Annotated in this window: 23 protein-coding genes; 13 read left to right on the top strand and 10 right to left on the bottom strand. The window is 72.8% G+C overall.

The window, feature by feature from the left end; all coding sequences use genetic code 11:
• Nucleotides 1-29 precede the first annotated feature (29 nt).
• Together cobT and ACFW6A_RS01810 are read right to left on the bottom strand one after the other, a co-directional pair.
• The gene (cobT, locus tag ACFW6A_RS01815) at nucleotides 30-1,109 is read right to left on the bottom strand and encodes a nicotinate-nucleotide--dimethylbenzimidazole phosphoribosyltransferase (RefSeq protein WP_351851234.1); all 1,080 of its coding nucleotides are present in this window, start codon (nucleotides 1,107-1,109) and stop codon (nucleotides 30-32) included.
• 87 nt (nucleotides 1,110-1,196) lie between these two features.
• The gene (locus tag ACFW6A_RS01810; protein WP_351851205.1) at nucleotides 1,197-2,399 is read right to left on the bottom strand and encodes a bifunctional adenosylcobinamide kinase/adenosylcobinamide-phosphate guanylyltransferase; all 1,203 of its coding nucleotides are present in this window, start codon (nucleotides 2,397-2,399) and stop codon (nucleotides 1,197-1,199) included.
• A gap of 91 nt (nucleotides 2,400-2,490) precedes the next feature.
• Between ACFW6A_RS01810 and ACFW6A_RS01805 the strand changes: the two genes are divergently transcribed.
• Entirely contained in the window at nucleotides 2,491-2,697 is a 207-nt protein-coding gene (locus ACFW6A_RS01805; protein WP_351851207.1) for a hypothetical protein, read from the top strand.
• Nucleotides 2,698-2,858: 161 nt separating this feature from the next.
• On the opposite strand, the gene ACFW6A_RS01800 is transcribed toward ACFW6A_RS01805, so the two are convergent.
• From ACFW6A_RS01800 to ACFW6A_RS01790, 3 genes are all read right to left on the bottom strand, one after another.
• Complete coding sequence (locus ACFW6A_RS01800) at nucleotides 2,859-3,950, bottom strand: trypsin-like peptidase domain-containing protein (protein ID WP_351851210.1); 1,092 nt, start codon at nucleotides 3,948-3,950, stop codon at nucleotides 2,859-2,861.
• Nucleotides 3,951-4,134: 184 nt separating this feature from the next.
• Nucleotides 4,135-4,911, bottom strand: coding sequence for a methyltransferase domain-containing protein (locus tag ACFW6A_RS01795; protein ID WP_351851236.1), 777 nt, complete (start codon nucleotides 4,909-4,911; stop codon nucleotides 4,135-4,137).
• 65 nt (nucleotides 4,912-4,976) lie between these two features.
• Complete coding sequence (locus tag ACFW6A_RS01790) at nucleotides 4,977-5,579, bottom strand: DUF3043 domain-containing protein (RefSeq protein WP_351851213.1); 603 nt, start codon at nucleotides 5,577-5,579, stop codon at nucleotides 4,977-4,979.
• A 280-nt stretch (nucleotides 5,580-5,859) separates the two neighbouring features.
• On the opposite strand from ACFW6A_RS01790, the gene ACFW6A_RS01785 reads away from it, so the two are divergent.
• The 5 genes from ACFW6A_RS01785 to ACFW6A_RS01765 all read left to right on the top strand — a co-directional run bounded on the left by ACFW6A_RS01785 (nucleotide 5,860) and on the right by ACFW6A_RS01765 (nucleotide 12,632).
• A complete protein-coding gene (locus ACFW6A_RS01785; RefSeq protein ID WP_079021937.1) occupies nucleotides 5,860-6,657 on the top strand; it encodes a PspA/IM30 family protein in 798 nt (265 codons plus the stop codon).
• 19 nt (nucleotides 6,658-6,676) lie between these two features.
• Nucleotides 6,677-6,955 (top strand): hypothetical protein, encoded by a 279-nt coding sequence (locus ACFW6A_RS01780; protein WP_351851215.1) that lies wholly within the window; start codon nucleotides 6,677-6,679, stop codon nucleotides 6,953-6,955.
• 463 nt (nucleotides 6,956-7,418) lie between these two features.
• Nucleotides 7,419-8,642 (top strand): histidine kinase, encoded by a 1,224-nt coding sequence (locus ACFW6A_RS01775; RefSeq protein ID WP_351851239.1) that lies wholly within the window; start codon nucleotides 7,419-7,421, stop codon nucleotides 8,640-8,642.
• Nucleotides 8,639-9,325, top strand: a complete 687-nt coding sequence (locus ACFW6A_RS01770) for a response regulator transcription factor (protein WP_351851218.1) — start codon at nucleotides 8,639-8,641, stop codon at nucleotides 9,323-9,325. Before ACFW6A_RS01775 ends, ACFW6A_RS01770 begins: the two co-directional genes overlap by 4 nt.
• Nucleotides 9,326-9,482: 157 nt before the next feature.
• Entirely contained in the window at nucleotides 9,483-12,632 is a 3,150-nt protein-coding gene (locus ACFW6A_RS01765; protein WP_386638159.1) for an efflux RND transporter permease subunit, read from the top strand.
• An 80-nt stretch (nucleotides 12,633-12,712) separates the two neighbouring features.
• Here ACFW6A_RS01765 and nadA read toward each other — a convergent pair whose 3' ends face one another.
• Entirely contained in the window at nucleotides 12,713-13,894 is a 1,182-nt protein-coding gene (nadA, locus tag ACFW6A_RS01760; RefSeq protein WP_351851224.1) for a quinolinate synthase NadA, read from the bottom strand.
• 235 nt (nucleotides 13,895-14,129) lie between these two features.
• Here nadA and erpA point away from each other — a divergent pair, with 235 nt between their 5' ends.
• Entirely contained in the window at nucleotides 14,130-14,486 is a 357-nt protein-coding gene (erpA, locus tag ACFW6A_RS01755) for an iron-sulfur cluster insertion protein ErpA (RefSeq protein WP_189850249.1), read from the top strand.
• A gap of 94 nt (nucleotides 14,487-14,580) precedes the next feature.
• Here the strand turns inward: erpA and ACFW6A_RS01750 are convergent, their stop codons facing one another.
• Both ACFW6A_RS01750 and ACFW6A_RS01745 read right to left on the bottom strand, forming a co-directional pair.
• The gene (locus ACFW6A_RS01750) at nucleotides 14,581-16,068 is read right to left on the bottom strand and encodes a hypothetical protein (RefSeq protein ID WP_386638156.1); all 1,488 of its coding nucleotides are present in this window, start codon (nucleotides 16,066-16,068) and stop codon (nucleotides 14,581-14,583) included.
• Between the two features lie 67 nt (nucleotides 16,069-16,135).
• On the bottom strand, nucleotides 16,136-16,342 hold the full coding sequence (locus ACFW6A_RS01745; protein ID WP_351840890.1) for a hypothetical protein: 207 nt from the start codon (nucleotides 16,340-16,342) through the stop codon (nucleotides 16,136-16,138).
• A 130-nt stretch (nucleotides 16,343-16,472) separates the two neighbouring features.
• Here ACFW6A_RS01745 and ACFW6A_RS01740 point away from each other — a divergent pair, with 130 nt between their 5' ends.
• On the top strand, nucleotides 16,473-17,447 hold the full coding sequence (locus ACFW6A_RS01740) for a carbohydrate kinase family protein (RefSeq protein WP_351840892.1): 975 nt from the start codon (nucleotides 16,473-16,475) through the stop codon (nucleotides 17,445-17,447).
• Nucleotides 17,448-17,794: 347 nt separating this feature from the next.
• Here the strand turns inward: ACFW6A_RS01740 and ACFW6A_RS01735 are convergent, their stop codons facing one another.
• On the bottom strand, nucleotides 17,795-19,177 hold the full coding sequence (locus tag ACFW6A_RS01735; RefSeq protein WP_386638152.1) for a cysteine desulfurase/sulfurtransferase TusA family protein: 1,383 nt from the start codon (nucleotides 19,175-19,177) through the stop codon (nucleotides 17,795-17,797).
• A 433-nt stretch (nucleotides 19,178-19,610) separates the two neighbouring features.
• Here ACFW6A_RS01735 and coxB point away from each other — a divergent pair, with 433 nt between their 5' ends.
• The 4 genes from coxB (at nucleotide 19,611) to ACFW6A_RS01715 (ending at nucleotide 24,067) form a co-directional block, all read left to right on the top strand.
• Nucleotides 19,611-20,576 (top strand): cytochrome c oxidase subunit II, encoded by a 966-nt coding sequence (gene coxB, locus ACFW6A_RS01730; RefSeq protein WP_386486169.1) that lies wholly within the window; start codon nucleotides 19,611-19,613, stop codon nucleotides 20,574-20,576.
• Nucleotides 20,573-22,306, top strand: coding sequence for a cytochrome c oxidase subunit I (gene ctaD / locus ACFW6A_RS01725; RefSeq protein WP_351840899.1), 1,734 nt, complete (start codon nucleotides 20,573-20,575; stop codon nucleotides 22,304-22,306). The genes coxB and ctaD overlap by 4 nt, the downstream gene beginning before the upstream one ends.
• Nucleotides 22,303-22,701, top strand: coding sequence for a cytochrome c oxidase subunit 4 (locus ACFW6A_RS01720; protein WP_041128840.1), 399 nt, complete (start codon nucleotides 22,303-22,305; stop codon nucleotides 22,699-22,701). Before ctaD ends, ACFW6A_RS01720 begins: the two co-directional genes overlap by 4 nt.
• Nucleotides 22,702-22,813: 112 nt before the next feature.
• A complete protein-coding gene (locus tag ACFW6A_RS01715; RefSeq protein ID WP_351840902.1) occupies nucleotides 22,814-24,067 on the top strand; it encodes an Ig-like domain-containing protein in 1,254 nt (417 codons plus the stop codon).
• Nucleotides 24,068-24,140: 73 nt separating this feature from the next.
• Here the strand turns inward: ACFW6A_RS01715 and ACFW6A_RS01710 are convergent, their stop codons facing one another.
• Nucleotides 24,141-24,542 carry a hypothetical protein gene (locus ACFW6A_RS01710; RefSeq protein WP_351840904.1) on the bottom strand — a complete coding sequence of 134 codons (402 nt, stop codon included), beginning with the start codon at nucleotides 24,540-24,542 and terminating at the stop codon, nucleotides 24,141-24,143.
• A gap of 202 nt (nucleotides 24,543-24,744) precedes the next feature.
• On the opposite strand from ACFW6A_RS01710, the gene ACFW6A_RS01705 reads away from it, so the two are divergent.
• Nucleotides 24,745-25,365, top strand: coding sequence for a heme-copper oxidase subunit III (locus ACFW6A_RS01705; RefSeq protein WP_169085597.1), 621 nt, complete (start codon nucleotides 24,745-24,747; stop codon nucleotides 25,363-25,365).
• The last annotated feature ends 3 nt before the right edge of the window (nucleotides 25,366-25,368 follow it).

The following is a 25,368-nucleotide window of genomic DNA, read 5'->3' as shown; positions in this document are numbered from 1 at the left end:
CCTCACCGATCGGAAGAACGCCCTCCCCGTCAGACCGCCTCCGCGGAAGCGGCCGCGTCCGCGCGGGTCGGCTCCGGACGCTCGGGCAGCTCGGCGGCGAGCGCCGCCGCGGCCCGGACGAGGGGAAGCGCGAGCAGTGCCCCGGTTCCCTCACCCACCAGGACGCCCTGGTCGAGCAGCGGGTTGAGCGCCATCCGGTCCAGCGCCTTCGTCTGCGCCGGCTCACCGGACACCTGGCCCGCCAGCCACCAGTCCGGCGCCCGGAAGGCGGCCCGCTGCGCCACCAGCGCACAGGCCGCGCCCACCACGCCGTCCAGGATCACCGGCATCCGCCGCACCGCCGCCTGGAGCAGGAAGCCGGTCGTCGCCGCCAGGTCCGCCCCGCCGACCGCGCCGAGCAGCGCCAGCTGGTCGCCGAGCACCGGCCGGGCCCGCCGCAGCGAGTCCCGGATCGCCGCGCACTTGCGCATCCACGCCAGGTCGTCGATCCCCGCGCCGCCGCGTCCGGTCACCACCGAGGCGTCCGTCCCGCACAGCGCCGCGATCAGCGTCGACGCCGGGGTCGTGCCGCCCACGCTCAGATCGCCGAGCACCACCAGGTCGGTGCCCGAGTCGGCCTCCTCGTCGGCGATCGCCATCCCGAGCCGCACCGCCGCCTCGGTCTCCTCCGGCGTCAGCGCGTCCTCGACGTCGATCCGGCCGCTGCCGCGCCGCACCCGGTGCCGGGTCACCGCCTCCGGCAGCAGCTCCGGGTCGCAGTCCAGGCCCGCGTCCACGACCCGCACCGGCACGTCCATCGAGCGGGCCAGCACCGCCAGCGGGCTCGCCCCGTCCAGCAGCTCCCGGACCAGCACGTGCGCGGTGCCGGCCGGGCGGCCCGACACCCCCTGCGCGGCGATGCCGTGGTCGCCGGCGAAGACGACCACCTTGGGCTGCTCGATCGCCCGCACCCGCACCGCCGACTGGGCCGCGGAGAGCCATTCGCCCAGCTCGTCGAGGCGCCCGAGCGCGCCCGCGCGGACCGCGAGCCGCTCCCGGCGCTCCTCGGCGTCACGCCGGATCCCGCCGTCGGGGCGTTCGATCAGATCGGAGAAGTCGTCGAGGTTCAGGGGGTGCAGGGGGCGCACAGGGTCCATCGGGGTTCCGCCTTGTGACATCAGCGAGGTTCGGCACACAGGCCCATCGGGATCAGCACCCTACCCGCGCAGCACCAGCGCCTGACCGGCGACCACCAGCACCACCTGCTCGCACTCCTCCCCGAAGGCCGCGTTCAGCCGCCCCAGCTCGTCCCGGAACCGCCGCCCCGCCGCCGTCGCCGGCACCACGCCCGACCCGACCTCGTTGGTCACCGCCACCACCGTCCGCCGGGTCGCCCGCACCGCCGCCACCAGCTCCGCCGTCCGCTCCCGCAGCGCCGCCCGCCCGCTCTCCTCCCAGGTGCCGTCGTCCCAGGCGCCCACCCGGTCCATGGCGTCCGTCAGCCACAGGGACAGGCAGTCGATCAGGAGCGCCGGACCGTCCTGCGCGAGCAGCGGCACCAGGTCGGTGGTCTCGGCGGTGCGCCAAGAGGCGGGCCGCCGCTCCCGGTGCAGGCCCACCCGCTCCGCCCACTCCGGGTCGCCCTCGCGGGTCCCGCCGGTGGCCACGTACACCACCTCGGGGAAGGTCTCCAGGCGCCGCTCGGCCTCCACCGACTTCCCCGAGCGCGCCCCGCCGGTCACCAGCGTCCGCCGCGGCACGCCGGGCCGTTCGCGGTACTCGCCCGGGTACAGCACCGTCCCGTCCGGCACCGCCCGCGCCCCGGCCGCCGCGAGCCGCCGGTCCAGCTCCGCGCCGGTCGGCGCGTCGTGGTCCAGGTGGACGGCGATCACCTCCGTGCCCGGCCCCACCGCGCCGGTCGCCCGCAGCCGGGCCAGCGCCTCCGGCCGGCCCGTGACGTCCATCGCCACCAGGTCGTACGGCTCCGTGTGGTTCTCCGCCAGCCCGGCCGGCGCCCCGCCGCGCGGCAGGTACAGCAGCCGCTCGCCCTCGGCGGACACCACCTCGTAGCCGGTCCCGGGGGAGTCCATCGGCACCGCCCGCACCCGGTGCCCGCTGATCAGCGTCAGCTCCCGTCCGTCGGGCACCCGTCCCGCCGTCGGCAGCCCGGCCGGCAGCTCCACCGGCGGACCGTCGTGCGGATACGTCAGGAGCACCTGCCGCACCCCCACCAGCGAACGCCCCGCGCGGGCCGCGGCGAGCGCCGCCCCCGGGGTGAGGTCCAGCAGCAGCGCCCCGTCCACGAGCAGGGCGGTGGCGGCACGCGCGCGCGTGCCGAGGGAGCACGCGCACACCGCGCAGGGGCAGTCGGGGCGGGGCAGGCCGAGCGGAGAGCCGGTGCCGAGCAGAGTCAGTTCCACGCACTGATCCTCCCGCGCCCCCGCGCGCGGTGCTCGCCCGGCTACGCTGCGGGCAGGAAACCGATCATCCGGTGAGCCCCAGGAGGCGGACATGGCATGGACGTGGCGGTTCGAGAAGTCCGACGGCACGGAGGTCGTGCCGGTGGTGACCCCGGAGGAGTTCGGCACCCAGGGGGACGCCGAGAGCTGGCTCGGCGAACACTGGCGCGACCTCCTCGCCGGCGGCGCGGACCAGGTGACCCTCTCCGAGGACACCACGAAGATCTACGGCCCGATGCCGCTGGACGCGGGCGAGTGACCCGGTAGCCGCCGTTCGGGGGCGGGGCCCTGGCGGCTCCCGCCCCCTCCGCGTCCCCGCCGCCACCCGGCCCGGTCCGGCGTCACCCCTCGCCCCGGCGCCCCGCTCCGCCGCCGGGCCCGGCACGCCGGCACGCCCGGCGCGTCCGGCGTGCGTCCGGGTCACATCTCGCCGAGCGTCACCTCGGCCTTGCGGGTCGCGTCGCCCCGCACGTACGTCACGGCCACGACGTCCCCGGGGCTGCGGTCCGCCAGGGACTCCGCGAGCGAGGTGATCGTCGTGATGTCGTCGTCGGCGAGCCGGGTGATCACGTCGCCCGCCCGCAGCCCCGCGTCCGCCGCCGCGCCGCCCGCCTCGGCCTCCACCACCGCCACGCCCGCCGGCTCGTAGTCGTCGTTCAGGACCGTGCGGCCGGTGATGTCGAGGGCCGCCCGGCCCGAGTCGGTCACCTTGCCGTCCTTGACGATCTGGTCGGCGACCGTCTTCACCATCGAGGCCGGGATCGCGAAGCCGATGCCGGGCGCCGAGCCGCCGCCCATCTGGGGGTCGCTCGCCGCCAGCGTCGGGATGCCGATGACCCGGCCGTCCAGGTCGACCAGCGCGCCGCCGCTGTTGCCGGGGTTGATCGCGGCCGAGGTCTGCACCATGTTGCCGATGGTCGCGCCGGTGCCGCCGCCGGTCCGCCCCTCGCTGACCGTGCGGCCGGTGGCGGAGACGATGCCCTGGGTGACGCTGCCGGACAGGCCCAGCGGGGAGCCCATCGCCAGCACGATCTGGCCCATCGCGACCGCCGACGAGTCGCCGAACCGGGCCGGCTTGAGCCCGTCGGGCACCGACTCCAGCCGGATCACCGCGAGGTCCTGCTCCGGATAGGCGGCGACCAGCCGGGCCGCGACCGGCTGCCCGCCGGTGGCGGCCGTGACCCGGAAGGTCTTCTCGTCGCCGACCACGTGCGCGTTGGTGACGACGTGCCCCTTGTCGTCGTAGACGACGCCGGAGCCGAGGCTCTCGGAGGCGTCGATCTGCACCACGGACGGCAGCACGTCCTTGATGACGGCCTGGTAGTCGTCCTGGAGGTCGTTGGCGGCGCGCGGGACCGCCGCCTGCGAGGTGGTCCGCTCCGGCGCGGCGGGCGTCCCGGGGTCCGTGGAGCAGCCGGCGGTCAGGGCGGCGGCGCAGACCCCCGCGGCGAGGGGGAGGGCGAGGCGTCGGGCGCGGGAACGGGCACGGGGGCGGGCACGGGTGGCATCCATGTCCGGAGTATCCGTTCCGCCCCCTTCGCCCGTCCCGGTGGACGACTCCGGACGGGCGTACCTCCCGGCCGGGCGTACTTCCCGCCGGACCGGGCAGGGGTATGTGTCGGGAGCAGGCGGTACGCGAAGGGGCCGGCCCGCCGCGTCGGCGCACCGGCCCCTCGGCCGTGTCGTGAAGGAGGCGTCAGCCCCGGACCCCGCACAGGTGCAGCAGCGCCGCGACCCGCCGGTACGGATCGGTCCGGCCCGCCCGCTCCTCGGCGGCGAGCAGCCGCTCCAGCTCCTCGGCGGCGGGCAGTCCCGCCTCCAGGGGGACGCCGTCGGTGAAGACCCGCACCCCGTACCAGGCGTGCAGCGGCGCCGCGATCCCCGCGAGCGTCGCCGTCAGCGCCTCCAGCCGGTCGGCCCGCACCTTCACGCCGTCGTCGTCCTGGTAGACGTCCGTGTCGAAGCCGGCCAGCGCACCCGCCCAGTCCCCGGCGAGCCCCGGCCGCATGGCGAGGGCGTCCGCGTTCCGTACCACCAGGGAGAGCAGGCCGCCGGGCGCCAGCATCCGGGCCAGGCCCGCGAGCAGGGCGTCCGGCTCGTCGGCGTACATGAGCACCCCGTGGCACAGGACCACGTCGAAGCTGCCCGGCAGGAAGTGGACGCCGGTCTCGCGGCCGTCGCCCTCGATCAGCCGGACCCGCTCGCGGATCCCGGCCGGCTCGGTCGCCAGCGAGTCCCGGGCCGCCTTCAGCAGCTCGGGGTCGGCCTCCAGGCCCGTGACGGTGTGACCGGCCCGGGCCAGCCGCAGTGCCTGCGCACCGGCCCCCATGCCCGCGTCGAGGATCCTCAGCCGCTGGCCCACCGGGTAGCGGCCGGTTATCTGCTCGTCGACCTGGCGGGCGACGATCTCCTGCCGGATGGTGTCCCGGAGCCCGCCGTGGCCGGCGGGCCAGTGGACGACGGCGGGCAGCACGGGACCGCCCGCCCCGGTGGCGGACACGCCGAAGGCGTGCCCGCCGGAGACCGAGCCGTCCGCGCTCAGGGCCGCTCTCCGCGCTTGACCTGCGGCTTCGGAAGCCGCAGACGGCGCATCTGGAGCGTGCGCATCAGGCCGTACGCGATCGCGCCGCGCTTCGGCTCGTTCGGGAAGCGCTCGGCCAGCTGCTTCCGCAGGCGGATCCAGATGCCGATCGAGTCGATGACGATCAGGATGATCACACCGAGCCAGAGCAGCAGGGAGATGTTCTGGAGCGAACGGTTCGTGTTGCCGAAGAGCGAGAGCACGAGGATGACCACGGCCATCGGCAGGAAGAACTCGGCGATCGCGAAGCGCGAGTCGACGAAGTCGCGCACGAACCGGCGCACCGGGCCCTTGTCACGGGCCGGCAGATAACGCTCGTCACCGCTGTTCAGCGCTTCGCGCTGGCGCGTCAGGTCGGCCCGCCGCGCCTCTCGCTGGCGCTTGGCGGCCTCCTTGCGGTCGAGCGGGACGGTCTGCGCACGACGGCGCTGCGTCTGGGCCTCACTCCGCTTCGGGGTCGGGCGGCCCTTGGGGGCCTCGGGGTCGCGGGGCTGCTTGGAGAGGTCCGCCGTCACCTTCTCGGTGGGGGCCTTCTCATCCTTCGAACGGCTACGGAACACAAAACCCAAGGGTACGGGGTGGCGGGCATGGAACCCCAGTCCGGGAGGGAACGATCCGCTCACAGCCGGCGTCGTAGCCGGTACGCACACGAGGACGGCCGGCCCCGGGGTCTCCCTGAGGTCCTTCCTCCTCCTCCCGCGGGAGGAGCGGCAGGGGCCACTCGTCCTTGGGGAGGAGCGCATCCCGCTCCGAACAGTGCGGTAATAGAGGCAGGGCCCGTACTGTGGATCCTGTCGAAGAGCCGGTGCCACGTCCGTCAGAAGGGGGCGCGCGAAGCCCATGAGCGGTGTCATGAAGCGTATGGGGATGATCTTCCGCGCGAAGGCGAACAAGGCCCTTGACCGGGCCGAGGACCCGCGCGAGACCCTCGACTACTCCTACCAGAAGCAGCTGGAGCTGCTGCAGAAGGTGCGCCGGGGCGTCGCCGACGTCGCCACCTCCCGCAAGCGGCTCGAACTCCAGCTGAACCAGCTGCAGGGCCAGTCCGCCAAGCTGGAGGACCAGGGCCGCAAGGCGCTGGCGCTCGGCCGTGAGGACCTCGCCCGCGAGGCGCTGTCCCGCCGCGCCGCGCTCCAGCAGCAGGTCAGCGACCTGGAGGTGCAGCACCAGACCCTCCAGGGCGAGGAGGAGAAGCTGACCCTCGCCGCGCAGCGGCTCCAGGCCAAGGTGGACGCCTTCCGCACGAAGAAGGAGACCATCAAGGCCACCTACACGGCCGCCCAGGCGCAGACCCGGATCGCCGAGTCCTTCTCCGGCATCTCCGAGGAGATGAGCGACGTCGGCCTCGCCATCCAGCGGGCCGAGGACAAGACCGCCCAGCTCCAGGCCCGGGCCGGCGCCATCGACGAGCTCCTCGCCTCCGGCGCGCTCGACGACCAGTCGGGCCTCGCCAAGGACGACATCCAGGCCGAGCTGGACCGCCTCTCCGGCGGCACGGACGTCGAGCTGGAGCTCCAGCGCATGAAGGCCGAGCTGGCCGGCGGCCCCTCGGCACAGCAGCAGGCCATCGAGGGCGGCGCCCAGGGCGCCCCGCAGCAGAACCAGCAGCAGTCCCACCCGCGCTTCGACAAGCAGTAGCCAGGACAAGGACGGCGTCATGATCGTACGGATCATGGGGGAGGGCCAGCGCGAGCTGGCCGACAGCCACTTCGCCGAGCTGAACGCGCTCGACGACGAGTTGCTGGCCGAGATGGAGTCGGGCGACGAGGAAGGCTTCCGCCGCACCCTGGCGGCCCTCCTCGACGCCGTCCGCCGCCTGGGCGGCCCCCTCCCCGACGACGCCCTGGAGCCCTCGGAGCTCATCCTCCCGTCCCCCGACGCGAGCCTGGACGAAGTCCGCGCCATGCTCACGGACGACGGCCTGATCCCGGGCTGACGCCCCCGGCGCGGCCGGACGTTCCGCCCGGGGAACCCCCGGGCGGACGGACGACGCCACCGGGGGAGGGCCGGCCCGCCCCACCGGTACGCCACCCGCACGGCGCCGCCCCGCGCTCCCACCGGCCCAGCTCCCGCCGTACCCGCGCTCCTGCCAGCCCGCTTCTTGCCGTGGCGGCCCCCGCCGGAGCCGCTCCCGCCGGAGCCGCTCCCGCCGGAGCCGCTCCCGCCGGAGCCGCTCCCGCCGGAGCCGCTCCCGCCGGAGCCGCTCCCGCCGGAGCCGCTCCTACCGTGCCCGCTCTCGCGGTGTCCGCCCCGGCCCAGCTCCGGCCGTGCCCGCCGCCGGACCCGCGCTCCTGCCGTGCCCGCCCTCCGTACCAGCCCCCCCGTACCCGCCCCCGCCGGACCCGCCCTGTTCCGCGCCCCCCGCGCCCCCGTACCGTTCCCCGGTGACCCGCACCAGCATGACCGCCCGCGTGTGTGAGCGCTTCCGCGAGCATCCCCTCGCCTTCGACACGGCCCTGGCCGGAGGCGTCCTCGTCGCGATGATCGCCGCCTCCTTCACCGACCCCCACGGCAGCGTCACCGGCCCCACCTTCGGCGACCGCGCCCCCACCCTCCCCGGGGTGGGGATGATGCTCGTCGCCGCCCTCGCCCTCGTCTTCCGCCGCCGCCGGCCCTTCGCCGTCCTCACCCTCGTCTCCGGGCTCGCCCTCGTCGAGCTGCTCGGCGAGACCCGTCCGGCGCCGGTCACCATCGGCGTCGTCGTCGCCCTCTACACCGTCGCCTCCCGCACCGACCGCCCCACCACCTGGCGCGTCGGCCTCGCCACCATGACCGTGCTCGCCGTCGCCGCCATGGCCTTCGGCCCCACCCCCTGGTACGCCCAGGAGAACCTCGGGGTCTTCGCCTGGACCGGCATGGCGGCCGCCGCCGGCGACGCCGTCCGCAGCCGCCGCGCCTTCGTCGACGCCATCCGCGAGCGGGCCGAGCGCGCCGAGCGGACCCGCGAGGAGGAGGCCCGCCGGCGGGTCGCCGAGGAGCGCCTCCGGATCGCCCGCGACCTCCACGACGTCGTCGCCCACCACATCGCCCTGGTCAACGTGCAGGCCGGGGTCGCCGCCCACGTCATGGACAAGCGTCCCGACCAGGCCAAGGAGGCGCTCGCCCACGTCCGCGAGGCCAGCCGCTCCGCCCTCGACGAACTGCGCGCCACCGTCGGCCTGCTCCGCCAGTCCGGCGACCCGGCGGCCCCCACCGAGCCCGCCCCCGGCCTCGCGGTGCTCGACGGGCTCCTCGACAGCTTCCGCAAGGCCGGCCTGCCCGTCTCGCTGGCCCGCACCGACGGGGCCCGGCCCCTCCCGGCGGCCGTCGACCTGGCCGCGTACCGGATCGTCCAGGAGGCCCTGACCAACGTCCGCAAGCACGCCGGACCGGACGCCCGCGCCGAGGTGAGCGTCGTCCTCGTGGGCCGTACGGTCGAGGTCACCGTCCTCGACGACGGCGCCCCGGCCGCCGGCCCCGCCCCCGAACCCTCCGGCGGCCACGGCCTGCTGGGCATGCGCGAGCGGGTCACCGCGCTCGGCGGCGTCCTCACCACCGCACCCCGCTACGGCGGCGGCTTCCGGGTGCAGGCGATACTGCCGCTGACGCCCGGGACGGCCCGGGAGGCGGGGGAGGACAGATGACGATCCGCGTGCTGCTCGCCGACGACCAGGCCCTGCTGCGCAGCGCCTTCCGGGTGCTGGTCGACTCCGAGCCCGACATGGAGGTCGTCGGGGAGGCCGCCGACGGGGCCCAGGCCGCCGCCCTCGCCCGCAGCGAACGGCCCGACGTCGTCCTCATGGACATCCGGATGCCCGGCACCGACGGCCTCGCCGCCACCCGCGCGATCACCGCCGACCCCGAACTCTCCGGCGTCCGGATCGTCATGCTCACCACCTTCGAGATCGACGAGTACGTCGTCGAGTCGCTGCGGGCCGGCGCCTCCGGCTTCCTCGGCAAGGGCGCGGAGCCGGAGGAACTGCTCGGCGCGATCCGGATCGCGCACGCGGGCGAGGCGCTGCTCTCGCCGGCCGCCACCAAGGGCCTGATCACCACCTTCCTCGCCCAGAGCGCCGCCGCCCCGGCCGGAGCCGGGCCCGGGGCGGACGCCGGCCGGCTCGCCGCGCTCACCGCCCGGGAGCGCGAGGTCCTCGTCCTGGTCGGCGGCGGCCTCTCCAACGACGAGATCGCCGAACGGCTCGACGTCAGCCCGCTCACCGTGAAGACCCACGTCAACCGCGCCATGGCCAAGCTCGGCGCCCGCGACCGCGCCCAGCTGGTGGTCACCGCCTACGAGACGGGACTGGTCCGCCCGAGGGGGGAGTGACCCGGGGCCCCGGCGTACTGCGGACGCGGTACGCGCCCGGCCGGGATAACCGCCCCGGGGGCGACGCGATCGGCCCGCGGGTGGCCGATCCTGGGGCCGGGGGGCGCTCCTGGCTGCCCGCCGCCTGCCGACGAGTACGCCACAGAAGAGAGACCCCATGTCCTGGCTGTCCAGATTCAGCCTCGCGCAACGGGCCCTGATCGGGCTGATGTCCATCGTCGCGATCGTCTTCGGACTGATCGCGATACCCCAGCTGAAGCAGCAGCTGTTCCCCTCGATCGAGCTCCCGATGGTCTCGATCATCGCCCCGTACCAGGGCGCCTCTCCCGACGTGGTCGAGAAGCAGGTCGTCGAGCCGCTGGAGAACAACCTCAAGGCCGTCGACGGCATCAAGGGCGTCACGTCCACCGCCTCCGAGGGCAGCGCCGTCATCATGGCCTCCTTCGACTACGGGGACGAGTCCACCAAGCAGCTCGTCGCCGACGTCCAGCAGGCCGTCAACCGCGCCCGGGCGGTGCTGCCCGACACGGTCGACCCGCAGGTCGTGGCCGGCTCCACCGACGACATCCCGACCGTCGTCCTCGCCGCCACCTCCGACCGGGACCAGCAGGCCCTCGCCGACCAGCTGGAGCGGACCGTCGTCCCGGCCCTGGAGGACATCGACGGCGTCGGCCAGGTCAGCGTCGACGGCGTCCAGGACCTCCAGGTCTCCGTCACCCCCGACGAGCGCAAGCTCGCCGCGGCCGGCCTGACCCCGATGAACCTCGCCCAGGCCCTGCAGAACGGCGGCGGCACCATGCCCGCCGGCTCCTTCTCCGAGGCCGGCGAGAGCCGCACCGTCCAGGTCGGGGGCGGCTACACCTCGCTCCGGCAGATCCAGGACCTGCGCGTCAAGCCCGCCAAGGGCAAGGCGGTCCGGCTCGCCGACGTCGCCACCGTCGAGCAGGAGGAGTCCGCCCGGGTCTCGCTGACCCGCACCAACGGCAAGCCCAGCCTCGCCGTCATGGCCACCATGGACAAGGACGGCAGCGCCGTCGCCATCTCCGAGGCCGTCGAGGAGAAGCTGCCCGAGCTGCGGAAGCAGCTGGGGGCGGGCGCCCAGCTGACCGTCGTCTCCGACCAGGGCCCGGCCGTCGCCAAGTCGATCTCCGGCCTCACCACCGAGGGCGCCCTCGGCCTCGTCATGGCCGTCCTGGTGATCCTGGTCTTCCTCGCCTCGATCCGCTCGACCCTGGTGACCGCGGTCTCCATCCCGCTCTCGGTCGTCCTCGCGCTGATCGTGCTGTGGACCCGCGACCTCTCCCTCAACGTGCTGACGCTCGGCGCGCTCACCATCGCCATCGGCCGGGTCGTCGACGACTCGATCGTGGTCCTGGAGAACATCAAGCGCCACCTCGGCTACGGCGAGGACCGCCAGTCCGCGATCATCACGGCCGTGAAGGAGGTGGCCGGCGCGGTCACCTCCTCCACCCTCACCACGGTCGCCGTCTTCCTGCCGATCGGCCTGGTCGGCGGCATGGTCGGCGAGCTGTTCGGCTCCTTCAGCCTCACCGTGACGGCCGCCCTGCTGGCCTCGCTGCTCGTCTCCCTGACGGTCGTCCCGGTGCTCTCGTACTGGTTCCTGCGCGCCCCCAAGGGCACCTCCGATGACCCGGACGAGGCCCGCAGGGCCGCCGAGGAGAAGGAGGCGAAGAGCCGCCTCCAGCGCGCGTACGTGCCGGTGCTGCGGTTCGCCACCCGCCGCCGCCTCACCAGCGTGGCGATCGCCCTCGTCGTCCTGGTCGTCACCTTCGGCATGGCGCCGCTGATGAAGACCAACTTCTTCGACCAGGGCGACCAGCCGGTCCTGACGGTCAAGCAGAAGCTGGACCCCGGCACCTCCCTGGACGCCTCCGACGAGGCCGCGAAGAAGATCGAGAAGGTCCTCGCGGACACCGAGGGCGTCAAGGACTACCAGGTCACCGTCGGCTCCTCCGGCTTCATGGCGGCCTTCGGCGGCGGCACCGGCGCCAACCAGGCGTCCTTCCAGGTGACCCTGGAGGAGTCCGCCTCGTACGAGAAGACCCGCGACGCCATCGAGGCGGCGCTCGGGAAGCTCGACGGCGTCGGCGACACCTCGATCTCGGCCGGCGACGGCTTCGCCGCCCAGGACCTCAGCGTCGTGGTGAAGGCCGGTGACCGGGAGCTGCTCCAGAAGGCGTCCGAGCAGGTCCGGAAGGCCGTCGCGGAGCTGAAGGACGTCACCGATGTCCAGAGCGACCTCTCCCAGTCGGTCCCGCGGATCTCCGTGAGGGCCAACGAGAAGGCGGCCGACGCCGGCTTCGACGACGCGAGCCTCGGCATGATCGTCGCGCAGGCCGTCCGCGGCACCCCCGCCGCCAAGGCCACCCTCGACGACACCGAGCGGGACGTCCTCATCACCTCGGCCACCCCGGCCACCACCCTCGACCAGCTGAAGGCGCTGCCCCTCGGCCCGGTGCGGCTCGGTGACGTCGCCACCGTCGAGCTCGTCCCCGGCCCGGTCTCCATGACCCGGATCGACGGCGCCCGGGCGGCGACGATCACGGCCAAGCCGACCACGGACAACACCGGCGCCGTCGGCACCGCGCTCCAGTCGAAGATCAGCGCGCTCGACCTGCCGGAGGGCGTCTCGGCCTCCGTCGGCGGCGTCTCCGAGGACCAGGACGAGGCCTTCCTCAACCTGTTCCTGGCGATGCTCGCGGCCGTCGCGATCGTCTTCATGCTGCTGGTCGCGACCTTCCGGTCGCTGATCCAGCCGCTGATCCTGCTGGTCTCCATCCCGTTCGCCGCCACCGGCGCCATCGGCCTGCTGGTCGCCACCGGCACCGCGATGGGCGTCCCGGCGATGATCGGCATGCTGATGCTCATCGGCATCGTCGTGACCAACGCGATCGTGCTGATCGACCTGATCAACCAGTACCGGGCCCAGGGGTACGGCGTCGTGGAGGCGGTCGTCGAGGGCGGCCGGCACCGGCTCCGCCCGATCCTGATGACCGCCCTGGCGACGATCTTCGCCCTGCTGCCGATGGCCCTCGGCATCACCGGCGAGGGCGGCTTCATCGCCCAGCCGCTCGCCGTGGTCGTGATCGGCGGCCTGATCAGCTCGACCCTGCTGACCCTCCTCCTCGTCCCGACGCTCTACGCGATGGTCGAGCTCCGCAAGGAGCGCCGCGCGAAGAAGAAGGCGGCGAAGAAGGCCCGCGAGGAGGACGACGACGCGACGGTGATCCCGGAGCAGCCGGACGTCAGCCCGCTCGACGCGACCCTGCTCGACGCCCTGGACTAGATTCCGGCCGGCAGAGCGAAGGGGCGCCCCGCGAACTCGCGGGGCGCCCCTTCGGCGTACGTGCCCAGACGGGAGAACCGTTACGGCAGTGCCAGCATCCGCTCCAGCGCCAGCTTGGCGAAGGTCTCGGTCTCCTTGTCGACCTCGATCCGGTTGACCAGGTTGCCTTCGGCCAGCGACTCCAGCGTCCACACCAGGTGCGGCAGGTCGATCCGGTTCATGGTCGAGCAGAAACAGACCGTCTTGTCGAGGAAGACGATCTCCTTGCCCTGATCGGCGTAACGGTTCGCCAGCCGGCGGACCAGGTTCAGCTCCGTGCCGATCGCCCACTTCGAGCCGGCCGGGGCCGCCTCCAGGGTGTTGATGATGTACTCGGTCGAGCCCACGTGGTCCGCGGCGGCGACGACCTCGTGCTTGCACTCCGGGTGGACCAGCACGTTCACGCCGGGGATCCGGGCGCGGACGTCCTCGACCGACTCCAGCGAGAAGCGGCCGTGCACCGAGCAGTGACCCCGCCACAGGATCATCTTGGCGGCGCGCAGCTGCTCGGCGGTGAGCCCGCCGTTCGGCTTGTGCGGGTTGTAGACCACGCAGTCGTCCAGGGACATGCCCATGTCGCGGACGGCGGTGTTCCGGCCCAGGTGCTGGTCCGGCAGGAAGAGCACCTTCTCGCCCTGCCGGAAGGCCCAGTCCAGGGCCCGCTCGGCGTTGGACGAGGTGCAGATCGTGCCCCCGTGCCTGCCGGTGAAGGCCTTGATGTCGGCCGAGGAGTTCATGTACGAGACCGGCACGGTGACGTCCGCGATCCCGGCCTCGGTCAGCACGTCCCAGCACTCGGCGACCTGCTCGGCGGTGGCCATGTCGGCCATCGAGCAGCCGGCCGCGAGGTCCGGCAGGACGACCTTCTGGTCGTCGCCGGTGAGGATGTCGGCCGACTCGGCCATGAAGTGCACGCCGCAGAAGACGATGTACTCGGCCTCCGGCTTGGCGGCGGCGTCACGCGCGAGCTTGAAGGAGTCGCCGGTGACGTCGGCGAACTGGATGACCTCGTCGCGCTGGTAGTGGTGGCCGAGGACGAAGACCTTGTCCCCGAGCTTCTCCTTGGCCGCGCGGGCACGCTCCACCAGGTCGGGGTCGGAGGGAGACGGCAGATCGCCGGGACACTCCACGCCGCGCTCGCTCTTGGGGTCGGCCTCGCGGCCGAGCAGCAGCAGGGCGAGCGGCGTCGGCTGGACGTCCAGGGGGGTCTGGGCGGTGGTCACGTCACGCACCCTTTCTTCGGGGAACCTTTTCGTCTAAATGACGCTATCTATCATAACCCCTTCACGTCATCCTGACGATGGCCATAGTGTCGATGTGACGAATTCGCCTTCCGCGTCTTCGGACGGCATGTGCGAGCATGGAGGAGGGAAATCCCACCCGACCCGGAATGAATCCGGGGCACCGCCGGTTGTCACCGTCGGCAAGCAGTCTCCGTACAACCCGGGAGAGATGTAGATGTCCGTATCGGACGAGACCGGCACCGTCACCGACGGCATCATCGTCACCGACGCCGCCGCGGCCAAGGTCAAGGCTCTGCTGGAGCAGGAGGGCCGTGACGACCTCGCGCTGCGCGTCGCCGTCCAGCCCGGTGGCTGCTCCGGTCTGCGCTACCAGCTGTTCTTCGACGAGCGCTCGCTCGACGGCGACGTCGTCAAGGACTTCGACGGTGTCAAGGTCGTCACCGACCGCATGAGCGCCCCGTACCTGGGCGGCGCCTCCATCGACTTCGTCGACACCATCGAGAAGCAGGGCTTCACGATCGACAACCCGAACGCCACCGGCTCCTGCGCCTGCGGCGACTCGTTCAGCTAAACCGTCGCGGAGCGACGAAGCGGGCGGTGGCCCGGGAGACCGACCTCCCGGGCCACCGCCCTTTCCGCGTGCCCGGCGCCCGGGCGGTACGGCCCTACCGGCGCGGCACGGCCTCGTCGCTCGCCGCGTCCACCACCGGCCGGTCGCCCAGCGGCGCCTCCAGCGTCACCTCCACGGTGACCTCCTCGGCGACCAGGACGCAGACCCGGTCGGGGTCGTTCGGCTTCTCGTCGATCCGCACCCGCACCTGCCGCGGGTCCTCGACGGCGTGCGCGGTGTAGGTGCTGCACACCCCGCCCCAGAAGGTCACCGCCAGCGTCCGCCCGTCACCCCCGACGGTGAACGACTCGATCCGCCGCACCGGCGCCGTGCCGTCCGAGGGCTCCGGCGCGGAGGGCGTGGGCTGCGGGGACGGCGCCGCCGGTGGCGCCAGGAACTCCGGCGCCACCGCCGTCGAGGTCACCGTGTACGCCGCCGCGTCCGCCGGATCGGCCGTGAACAGCCACGCGGGGACCAGCGCCCGCCCGTCCGCCGTGTCCGCCGCCGCGAGACCGAGCACCGCACCGGTCACCGGGACCTCGCGGGGCGGCGCCGCGTCGACGGCCGTCTGGCACGGCACGTCCTTCCCGGGCCCGCCGGGGGCCTGTGGCTCTCCGGCCTGCGGCTCCCCGGCCGGCGGGTCCGTGGCGCAGCCGCCGATCCCGATCGGGCCGGTGCCCTTCGACTCCTCGTTCAGCCGCGCCAGCGCCCGCTCCGCCGACACCACCGGGTACGCCTCGCCCCTCGCCGGCTCCTTCAGCGTCCCGCTGCCCGCCACCGGCCGCCCGTCCGGACCGATGTGCAGCCCCGTCGACCAGCCGTACGTGGGCAGCCCGCCGATCACCGGATCGGCGTTCACCACCCGCACCGAACCGTTCATCACCTGCGCCGCCGACACCTTGGCGTCGTCCTGGCCCAGCGCCTTCAGCACCGGCGCCGCCGCGGCCCTCGCCGCCGCCTCGCTCACCGGGGAGCCTCCGGCCGGCGGCTTCGCCCCGCCCGGAGGCGGACAGGCCCTCCCCTTCAGGCAGGCGTCGCCGGCCGGACCGCCGTCGTACCAGGAGTACGTCCAGTTCCCCGGCGCCTGCCGCGACACGTCCAGGCGCGGCCCCCGGCCGTCCTTCTCGGGCCGGATCGTCCACACGTCCCCGACCAGCGCCGGGCTTCCCCCGACGCCGAGCGCCCCGGCCAGCCTGGTCACCTCTTCCGAGGTGACCAGGCCCTTCGGCCGGTGGACCGCGGCCGACGAGGGCCCTTGGGGGAGTGGGCCCTCGGCTCTGTAGACCGTTCCCCGCGGGTCGCCGCCCGGGTCCGGTTCGCCCGGCGCGATCCCCGCGCCCGGGCCGGTACCGCCGCCCCCGCCCCCGAGCCGCAGGGGCGGCGGCGCGGGCGCGCCCGCGGCCCGGGACGCCGTGTCCCCGCCGTCCCCGTCGTCACCGGCGGCGGTCAGGTACAGCCCACCGCCACCGGCCAGCAGCACACCCGCCGCCACCGTGGCGACGAGCACGGCCCGCCGCCCGCGTCCGCTCTCCGTACCGCTCACCGCAACGCTCCCTCGTGTCGTTCGGACACCGGTGGGACGGGGCGGGGGCGCGGTCGGTTCCGTTCCGTCAGCCGCCGTACTCGGCGGTGGCGGCGATCAGCCGCGCCGACGCGTCCGGGACGACCACGCCGTGGATCGAGGCGGGGGAGACGGGGGCGGGCGCCGGATCGGCCGGCGTCACCCAGTGCGGGACCATCCGGGCACTGGCGCCGCGCAGCTCGGCGAGGCTCGGTTCGGACTCGTGTCGCTCACGGGGAGCGGGGTACGTCGTCATGGGCGCACCGTATGCACCACCCGCCTCCGGAGAAAAGCCCTACTCTGGGGTAGTTTCCACTGTTCGGCAGCGCGCCCCGCAGCGGATACCGTGGAACGTCCTCACCCATCACCCGCAGGAGCGCCCAGCCGTGCGTATCGCAGTCACCGGCTCCATCGCCACCGACCACCTCATGACCTTCCCCGGCCGGTTCGCCGACCAGCTGGTGGCCGACCAGCTCCACACGGTCTCCCTCTCCTTCCTCGTGGACAACCTCGACGTCCGCCGCGGCGGCGTCGGCCCCAACATCTGCTTCGGCATGGGCCAGCTCGGCGGCAACCCGATCCTCGTCGGCGCGGCCGGCTACGACTTCGACGAGTACCGCGCCTGGCTCGACCGCCACGGCGTCGACACCGCCTCGGTCCGCATCTCCGAGGTCCTGCACACCGCGCGCTTCGTCTGCACCACGGACAAGGACCACAACCAGATCGGGTCCTTCTACACCGGCGCCATGAGCGAGGCCCGCCTCATCGAGCTCAAGGCCGTCGCCGACCGGGTGGGCGGCCTCGACCTCGTCCTCATCGGCGCCGACGACCCCGAGGCGATGCTCCGCCACACCGAGGAGTGCAAGGCCCGGTCCATCCCCTTCGCCGCGGACTTCTCCCAGCAGATCGCGCGCATGGACGGCGAGGAGATCCGCACCCTCCTCGACGGCGCGGCGTACCTCTTCTCCAACGAGTACGAGAAGGGCCTCATCGAGGCGAAGACCGGCTGGACCGACGAGGAGATCCTGTCCCGCGTCGGGCACCGCGTCACCACGCTCGGCTCGCGCGGCGTCCGCATCGAGCGCGCCGGCGAGCCGGCCATCGAGGTCGCCTGCCCGGAGGAGGAGGCCAAGGTCGACCCCACCGGCGTCGGCGACGCGTTCCGCGCGGGCTTCCTGACGGGGCTGTCCTGGGGGGTCGGGCTGGAGCGGGCGGCGCAGGTCGGGTGCATGCTGGCGACGCTCGTCATCGAGACGCTCGGCACGCAGGAGTACACGCTGCGGCGCACCAACTTCATCGACCGCTTCACCAAGGCGTACGGCCACGAAGCCACCGCAGAACTCCAGTCCCACCTCTCCTGACCCGCGCGCCCGCGCCGCCGCCCGTGGCGCGGGCCGTGCCTGTGGGACGGCGCCCCTCTGCCGGGCCAAGGCTTTCCGGGCCTGAACCCGCACCTGCTGTACGACGCCGTACGGGTGCGGGTCCGGGCACGGAAGCGGAGGCACCCGCAAAGGTGCCGTTCCGTTGTGCCCACCCTCCCCCAAGCTCTCGGCTTCGCTCGAGCAGGGGGGACCCCCATCGCCCCAGCGGAACGACTGCCCACAACGGAGCGGCGGGGGCAGCCCCGCCCGGGCGCAGCCCACAACGGAACGGAGGGGGCGGCCCGCAGCGTGGCGGTCGGGCGCGGCGCCCTGCGGGGGTGGCGGGGTCAGGTGGTGCGGCGGACGACGTACGCGGGGGCGCCCTGCGGGGAGGGGACCTCGCCCACGTACTCCTGCCCCCGCATCCCGCACCACGCGGGAATGTCCAGCCGGGCCGCCGCGTCGTCCGACAGCACCGTCACCGTCCCCCCCACCCGCACCGACCCGATCACCTTCGCCAGCTCGATCACCGGGATCGGGCACCGCTTCCCGAGCGCGTCGACGACCAGCTCCTCGGCGAGGACCGGCTCCGCGGCGACCGGCGCGGCGCCCAGCCGTTCCCGTACCGACGCCACCACCCCCGGCAGCACCGCAAGGAAGCGGTCCACGTCCGCCTCCGCCGTGCCGGCCGGCAGCGAGACCCGGACGTTCCCCTCGCTCAGGACGCCCATCGCGCGCAGCACGTGGCTGGGCGTCAGCGTCGAACTCGTACACGACGAACCGGACGAAACGGAGAATCCCTCCCGGTCCAGCTCCGACAGGAGCGTCTCCCCGTCGACGTACAGGCAGGAGAAGGTGACGAGGTGGGGGAGGCGCCGCACCGGGTCGCCCACCACCTCCACGTCCGGCACCAGCTCCGGCACCCGCGCCCGGATCCGGTCGACCAGGCCCCGCAGCCGGGCGCCCTCCGCCGCCGCCTCGGCGCGCACGGCCCGCAGGGAGGCCGCCGCCGCGACGATCGCGGGCAGGTTCTCGAAGCCGGGCGCCCGGCCCGACTCCCGCTCGTCGGACGGGCCTTGCGGCGCGAACCGCACGCCCTTCCGCACCGCCAGCAGGCCCACCCCGGCCGGCCCGCCCCACTTGTGCGCGCTCGCCGCCAGCAGCGACCAGCCCTCCGGCACCGGCCCCCAGCCGAGCGACTGGGCCGCGTCCACGAGCAGCGGCACCCCGGCCGCCCGGCAGGCCTCCGCGACCTCGGCCACCGGCTGCTCCGTGCCCACCTCGTGGTTGGCGGACTGGAGGCAGGCGAGCGCGACCCCCTCGCCCAGCTCCGCGGCGAAGACCTCCGGGTCCACCGCACCGGTCCGGCCGACCGGGACCTCCGTCACCGTCCCGCCGGCCGCCGCGTGCGCCTCGCCCGCGTGCAGCACCGAGGAGTGCTCGACGGCCGAGACCACCAGCCGCCCGCCGATCCGCCGGCGCCCGGCGAGCGCGCCCGACACGCCCGAGTGGACCGCGCGGGTCCCCGAAGGAGTGAAGACGAGTTCGTCGGGGCGGCAGCCCACCGCCTCCGCCGCGGCCTCCCGCGCCGCGTCGAGCAGCAGCCGGGCCCGCCGCCCCTCCCGGTAGAGCCGGGCCGGGTCGGCCCACCCCTCGTCGAGGGCGGCGAGCAGCGCCTGGCGGGCGACGGGGTGCAGGGGGGCGGCGGAGGCGGCGTCGAAGTACGGCATCCGCCCACGGTAGAGCCTGCCTCCCGGCGCCCCCGGGAGCCCCCGCCACCGGCCGGTGGCCGTCGCCGGGCCCGCGCGGACCCGCCCGCCGGCCCCCGCCCCGGCCCGCGGCCGCCGGTCGTCCGGCGCCCGCGCCCGCCCCCGGGCCGGGTGCCCGGACCCGGCCGGTGAGCTCCCGTCAGAACCCCGCTCCCACCCGCCGCCAGACCCCCGAACGGGCGCTTCCGATCGTCCGCCGGAACGGCCGGGTCCACCCCTTCGGGGACTCGGACGGCGCGTTGGGCACCCTCCCCGCGCGACCCCAAATAGCGTCCAGTAGGGTTTGGTCCGCATAAACATCCAAACCCCTGCCCGCGGCCGGGGCGGCGACCGACCAGCGAGACGGACGGCCGTGGCCGACCAACGCGGGCCGAGACTCTCGGGAAGGCGCTACGTGAGTCCCAACGGCTCCGACCGCTCGTCGCGGCGCCCGATGCGGCGGAAGCTGCCGCAGGTGCTGACTGCGGGCCTGATCCTGGCGACAGCCACCGGCTGCTCGTACAACTGGGAAGACTTCCCCCGCCTGGGCATGCCCACCCCCGTCACGGAAGAGGCGCCTCGGATCCTCTCCCTGTGGCAGGGCTCCTGGGCCGCCGCGCTCCTCACCGGCATCCTGGTGTGGGGCCTCATCCTGTGGGCGACCATCTTCCACCGGCGCAGCCGGACCAAGGTCGAGGTACCTCCGCAGACCCGCTACAACATGCCCATCGAGGCGCTGTACACGGTCACCCCCCTCATCATCGTCTCGGTGCTCTTCTACTTCACCGCGCGCGACGAGTCGAAGCTCCTCGAGCTCTCCCCGAAGCCCGCCCACACGATCAACGTGGTCGGCTACCAGTGGAGCTGGGGCTTCAACTACATCGAGGACGTGCCCGGCGTCGAGGGTGACGCGAAGACGGACGAGAACCTCGCGTCCATCCCGGACAAGTTCATCGACCAGTTCCCGGAGAACGCGGGCGGCGTCTACGACGCCGGCATCCCCGGCGACCGGAACCCGCAGACCGGCAACCCGGGCCCGACCCTGTGGCTGCCGAAGGGCGAGAAGGTCCGCTTCGTCCTCACCTCGCGTGACGTCATCCACTCCTTCTGGGTGGTGCCCTTCCTCATGAAGCAGGACGTCATCCCGGGTCACACCAACGCCTTCGAGGTCACCGCGACCCGTGAGGGCACCTTCCTCGGCAAGTGCGCCGAGCTGTGCGGTGTCGACCACTCCCGGATGCTCTTCAACGTCAAGGTGGTCTCCCCGGAGCGCTACCAGGCGCACCTGAAGGAGCTGGCCGAGAAGGGTCAGACCGGCTACATCCCGTCCGGCATCGAGCAGACGGACCCGGCCAGGAACGCGGAGAAGAACCAACTGTGAGCATCCCCAACGAAACCAAGGGTGCCGCGGCTGAGGACTCGTACGAGAACGAGGTGCCCGTCCGCCGCAAGCAGCCCGGCAACGTGGTGGTGAAGTGGCTGACCACCACCGACCACAAGACGATCGGTACCCTGTACCTCGTCACCTCGTTCGTGTTCTTCTGCATCGGTGGCCTCATGGCGCTCTTCATGCGCGCCGAGCTGGCCCGTCCGGGCACGCAGATCATGTCGAACGAGCAGTTCAACCAGGCGTTCACGATGCACGGCACGATCATGCTGCTGATGTTCGCGACGCCGCTGTTCGCCGGATTCGCCAACTGGATCATGCCGCTGCAGATCGGCGCGCCCGACGTGGCGTTCCCGCGGCTGAACATGTTCGCCTACTGGCTGTACCTCTTCGGCTCGATCATCGCGGTGGCCGGCTTCCTCACCCCGCAGGGTGCGGCCGACTTCGGCTGGTTCGCCTACTCCCCGCTGTCGGACGCCGTCCGCTCGCCGGGTGTCGGCGCCGACATGTGGATCATGGGTCTGGCCTTCTCCGGCTTCGGCACGATCCTCGGTTCGGTCAACTTCATCACCACGATCATCTGCATGCGCGCCCCGGGCATGACGATGTTCCGCATGCCGATCTTCACCTGGAACGTGCTGCTGACCGGTGTCCTGGTCCTGCTCGCCTTCCCGGTCCTGGCGGCCGCGCTGTTCGCCCTGGAGGCGGACCGCAAGTTCGGTGCCCACGTCTTCGACGCGGCCAACGGCGGAGCCCTGCTCTGGCAACACCTCTTCTGGTTCTTCGGACACCCAGAGGTGTACATCATCGCCCTGCCGTTCTTCGGCATCATCTCCGAGGTCATCCCGGTCTTCAGCCGCAAGCCGATGTTCGGCTACATCGGTCTGGTGGCCGCGACCATCGCGATCGCCGGTCTGTCCGTGACCGTGTGGGCCCACCACATGTACGTCACCGGTGGCGTGCTCCTCCCGTTCTTCTCCTTCATGACGTTCCTCATCGCCGTACCGACCGGCGTGAAGTTCTTCAACTGGATCGGAACGATGTGGAAGGGCTCGTTGTCCTTCGAGACCCCGATGCTCTGGGCCGTCGGCTTCCTGATCACCTTCACCTTCGGTGGTCTGACCGGCGTCATCCTGGCCTCGCCCCCGATGGACTTCCACGTCTCGGACTCGTACTTCGTCGTGGCGCACTTCCACTACGTCATCTTCGGCACCGTCGTCTTCGCGATGTTCTCCGGCTTCCACTTCTGGTGGCCGAAGTTCACGGGCAAGATGCTCGACGAGCGCCTCGGCAAGATCACGTTCTGGACGCTGTTCGTGGGCTTCCACGGCACCTTCCTGGTGCAGCACTGGCTCGGTGCCGAGGGCATGCCGCGTCGTTACGCGGACTACCTGGACGCCGACGGCTTCACCGCCCTGAACACGATCTCGACGATCTCCTCCTTCCTGCTCGGCCTGTCGATCCTGCCGTTCTTCTACAACGTCTGGAAGACCGCCAAGTACGGCAAGAAGATCGAGGTCGACGACCCGTGGGGCTACGGCCGTTCGCTCGAGTGGGCGACCTCCTGCCCGCCGCCGCGGCACAACTTCCTCACGCTGCCGCGGATCCGTTCGGAATCGCCCGCGTTCGACCTGCACCACCCTGAGATCGCGGCTGTCGACCAGCTCGAGAACAAGCCGCACGAGGCCGCGGCCCTCACGGGCAGCAAGGAGGCCGGCAAGTGAAGATCCAGGGCAAGATGTTCATCTGGCTGAGCGTCTTCATCCTTGCCATGGCGATCCTCTACGGCGTCTGGTCCAAGGAGCCGGTCGGCACGACGGCGCTCTTCCTGGCCTTCGGCCTGGCCATCATGATCGGCTACTACCTGGCCTTCACGGCCAAGCGGGTCGACGCGATGGCGCAGGACGACAAGGAGGCCGACGTCGCGGACGAGGCCGGCGAGGTGGGCTTCTTCGCCCCCCACAGCTGGCAGCCGCTGTCGCTGGCCATCGGTGGCGCCCTCGCCTTCCTCGCGATCGCGATGGGCTGGTGGCTGCTGTACTTCTCCGCGCCGCTGATCCTCGTCGGCCTGTTCGGCTGGGTCTTCGAGTTCTACCGCGGTGAGAACCAGAACCAGTAGCGGTACCCCGTAACACCCCGAGGGGCCCGGTCACTTCGTACGCGAAGCGGCCGGGCCCCTCTTTTGCCGCGCCCGGCGCGCCCGCGCGCGGAACTGTCCTTAGCGTGAGGTCATGAACGACACGCCGCGCATTCGGACTGTTCTGAGCTGCACCCTCCTGGCCCTCGCCGTCACCGCGGGCGCGACGGCGTGCGCGGGCCCGGACGGGCACCCGCTGTCGGCGAGCCCCTACGACGCGGCCGACCAGATCGCCTTCGCGGCGGCCGACGGCACCCGGCTGGACCCCGAGAAACCGCTGGAGATCACCTCCCGGGGCGACGACGGGCGGATCACCGACGTGACCGTCACCGACGCGGCCGGCCGCCACCTGGCGGGCGAGCTCACCGCGGACGGCCGCACGTGGCGTTCCACGGGCTCCCTGGCCGCCGGGACCCGCTACACCGTCAGGGTGGCCGCGGAGGACGAGGACGGGGCCCCGGGCGCCCGTACGTACACCTTCGAGACGGCTCCGGCCAAAAGGGCCCTGACCGTCACCTTCGGGCCGGAGGCGGGCACGTACGGCGTCGGGCAGCCGATCACGGCCGAACTCACCCTCCCCGTCAAGGACAGGGCCGCGCGCGCCGTCGTCGAGCGGGCCCTCAAGGTCCGCTCCACGCCCGCCGTCGAGGGCTCCTGGTACTGGGTGGACGACAAGACGCTCCACTTCCGGCCCCGGGAGTACTGGCCGGCCGGCGCGCTCGTCTCCGTCACCGGCAACCTCGACGGCCTCCGGGTCGGCGACAAGCTCTACGGCGGCCCGTCCAAGCCGCTCCGGCTGAAGATCGGCGACCGGATCGAGGCCGTCGCCGACGCCGGGTCGCACCAGATGACCGTGAAGCGCAACGGAGAAGTGATCAACACCATTCCGGTGACCACCGGGAAACCGGGCTTCTCCACCCGTAACGGGATCAAAGTGGTGCTCGGCAAGGAGTACTACGTCCGGATGCGCGGCACCAGCATCGGCATCTCCGAGGGCAGCTCGGAGTCGTACGACCTGCCGGTGTACTACGCCACCCGGGTCACCTGGAGCGGCGAGTACGTGCACGCCGCCCCCTGGTCCGTGGGCTCCCAGGGCGTCGCCAACGTCAGCCACGGCTGCGTGGGCATGTCCACCGACAACGCGGCCTGGTTCTACGAGACCGTCCGCGCCGGCGACATCGTCCGCACCGTCAACAGCAGCGGCGAGATGATGGACACCTTCGGGAACGGCTTCGGGGACTGGAACATGCCCTGGGAGAAGTGGCGCCGGGGCAGCGCCCTGGTGGCCGAGCAGGGCGACCCCACGGCCACCCACGACGCCAAGGCGCGCCTCCGCCCGTCCCTCTAGGGGCCCGGCACCGCCGCGCCCCTCCGGCTCACCCGCCCGGCGCCACGGCTCCGCCGCCGCGCCCCCGCGGGGGTCACGCGTCGATCGACAGGCGCGAGCGCAGCAGGGCCGCCAGGGACGCCGCGAACTCGACCGGTTCCACCGGAAGGGTGACAGCGGCGTCCGCGCGGCTCCAGGTGGCCAGCCAGGCGTCCTGCGGGCGGCCGATGAGCAGCAGCACCGGCGGGCACCGGAAGACCTCGTCCTTGATCTGCCGGCAGACGCCCATGCCGCCCGCGGGGACGGCCTCGCCGTCCAGCACGCAGACGTCGATCCCCCCCTCGTCCAGCCGCTTCAGCACGGCCGGGAGCGTCGCGCACTCCACGAACTCCACGGGGGGCACGTCGGCCGCGGGCCGCCGCCCGGCGGCGAGCCGGACCTGCTCCCGGGTGTTCGCGTCATCGCTGTAGACCAGGACCGTGGCACTCGACTGCATCGTTCCTCCGTCCGGAAGGCGGGCCGGTCGTCCTCGACCGGTGCGCGGGAGCCTACTCCGCTCCACACCCCGTCAACACCCGTTCAACACCTGTTCGAAGGGTGTCCGGAGGCCCTTCCGATGGGCCGTTCGGGCTGGACACACCCCTCTGACACTCCGAACGGCACCCCCCGGAGTGAGGGCGGGATAAGCGACCGACATAATGTCGGTCGTGGCGACAGTAACGACAGTAGATACCGGGCACGCGCACCCGTCGGTCAATCGACCGAACCTCACCAGCGTCGGAACCATCATCTGGCTGAGTTCCGAGCTGATGTTCTTCGCGGCCCTCTTCGCGATGTACTTCACCCTGCGATCGGTGACCGGTCCCGAGTTCTGGGCGGAAAAGGCCGCGGCCTTGAACTTCCCGTTCTCGGCGACCAACACCACGATCCTGGTGCTCTCCTCCCTCACCTGCCAGCTCGGCGTCTTCGCCGCGGAGCGGGGCGACGTGAAGAAGCTCCGGACGTGGTTCATCATCACGTTCGTGATGGGTGCGATCTTCATCGGCGGCCAGGTCCTGGAGTACACCGAGCTGGTCAAGCACGAGGGCCTCTCGCTCTCGTCGGACCCGTACGGCACGGTGTTCTACCTGACCACCGGCTTCCACGGCCTGCACGTGACGGGCGGTCTCATCGCCTTCCTGCTGGTCCTCGGCCGGACCTACGCCGCCAAGAGGTTCACTCACGAGCAGGCAACCGCCGCCATCGTCGTGTCCTACTACTGGCACTTCGTCGATGTCGTCTGGATCGGCCTCTTCGCCACGATCTACATGATCAAGTAGTCG

The sequence above is a fragment of the Streptomyces sp. NPDC058758 genome (assembly GCF_042746075.1).
In the GTDB taxonomy this organism is placed as follows: domain Bacteria; phylum Actinomycetota; class Actinomycetes; order Streptomycetales; family Streptomycetaceae; genus Streptomyces.
The sequence above is the reverse complement of the archived record's forward strand: the minus strand, read 5'-3'. Positions and strand labels throughout refer to the sequence as shown.

Coding starts and splice junctions, on each gene's coding strand:
- ACFW6A_RS01805 (WP_351851207.1), top strand. CDS start 2,491: ATGGCATGGACGTGGCGGTTCGAGAAGTCCGACGGCACGGAGGTCGTG.
- ACFW6A_RS01800 (WP_351851210.1), bottom strand. CDS start 3,950: ATGGATGCCACCCGTGCCCGCCCCCGTGCCCGTTCCCGCGCCCGACGC.
- ACFW6A_RS01785 (WP_079021937.1), top strand. CDS start 5,860: ATGAGCGGTGTCATGAAGCGTATGGGGATGATCTTCCGCGCGAAGGCG.
- ACFW6A_RS01780 (WP_351851215.1), top strand. CDS start 6,677: ATGATCGTACGGATCATGGGGGAGGGCCAGCGCGAGCTGGCCGACAGC.
- ACFW6A_RS01775 (WP_351851239.1), top strand. CDS start 7,419: ATGACCGCCCGCGTGTGTGAGCGCTTCCGCGAGCATCCCCTCGCCTTC.
- ACFW6A_RS01770 (WP_351851218.1), top strand. CDS start 8,639: ATGACGATCCGCGTGCTGCTCGCCGACGACCAGGCCCTGCTGCGCAGC.
- ACFW6A_RS01765 (WP_386638159.1), top strand. CDS start 9,483: ATGTCCTGGCTGTCCAGATTCAGCCTCGCGCAACGGGCCCTGATCGGG.
- erpA (WP_189850249.1), top strand. CDS start 14,130: ATGTCCGTATCGGACGAGACCGGCACCGTCACCGACGGCATCATCGTC.
- ACFW6A_RS01745 (WP_351840890.1), bottom strand. CDS start 16,342: ATGACGACGTACCCCGCTCCCCGTGAGCGACACGAGTCCGAACCGAGC.
- ACFW6A_RS01735 (WP_386638152.1), bottom strand. CDS start 19,177: ATGCCGTACTTCGACGCCGCCTCCGCCGCCCCCCTGCACCCCGTCGCC.
- ACFW6A_RS01715 (WP_351840902.1), top strand. CDS start 22,814: ATGAACGACACGCCGCGCATTCGGACTGTTCTGAGCTGCACCCTCCTG.
- ACFW6A_RS01710 (WP_351840904.1), bottom strand. CDS start 24,542: ATGCAGTCGAGTGCCACGGTCCTGGTCTACAGCGATGACGCGAACACC.
- ACFW6A_RS01705 (WP_169085597.1), top strand. CDS start 24,745: ATGTCGGTCGTGGCGACAGTAACGACAGTAGATACCGGGCACGCGCAC.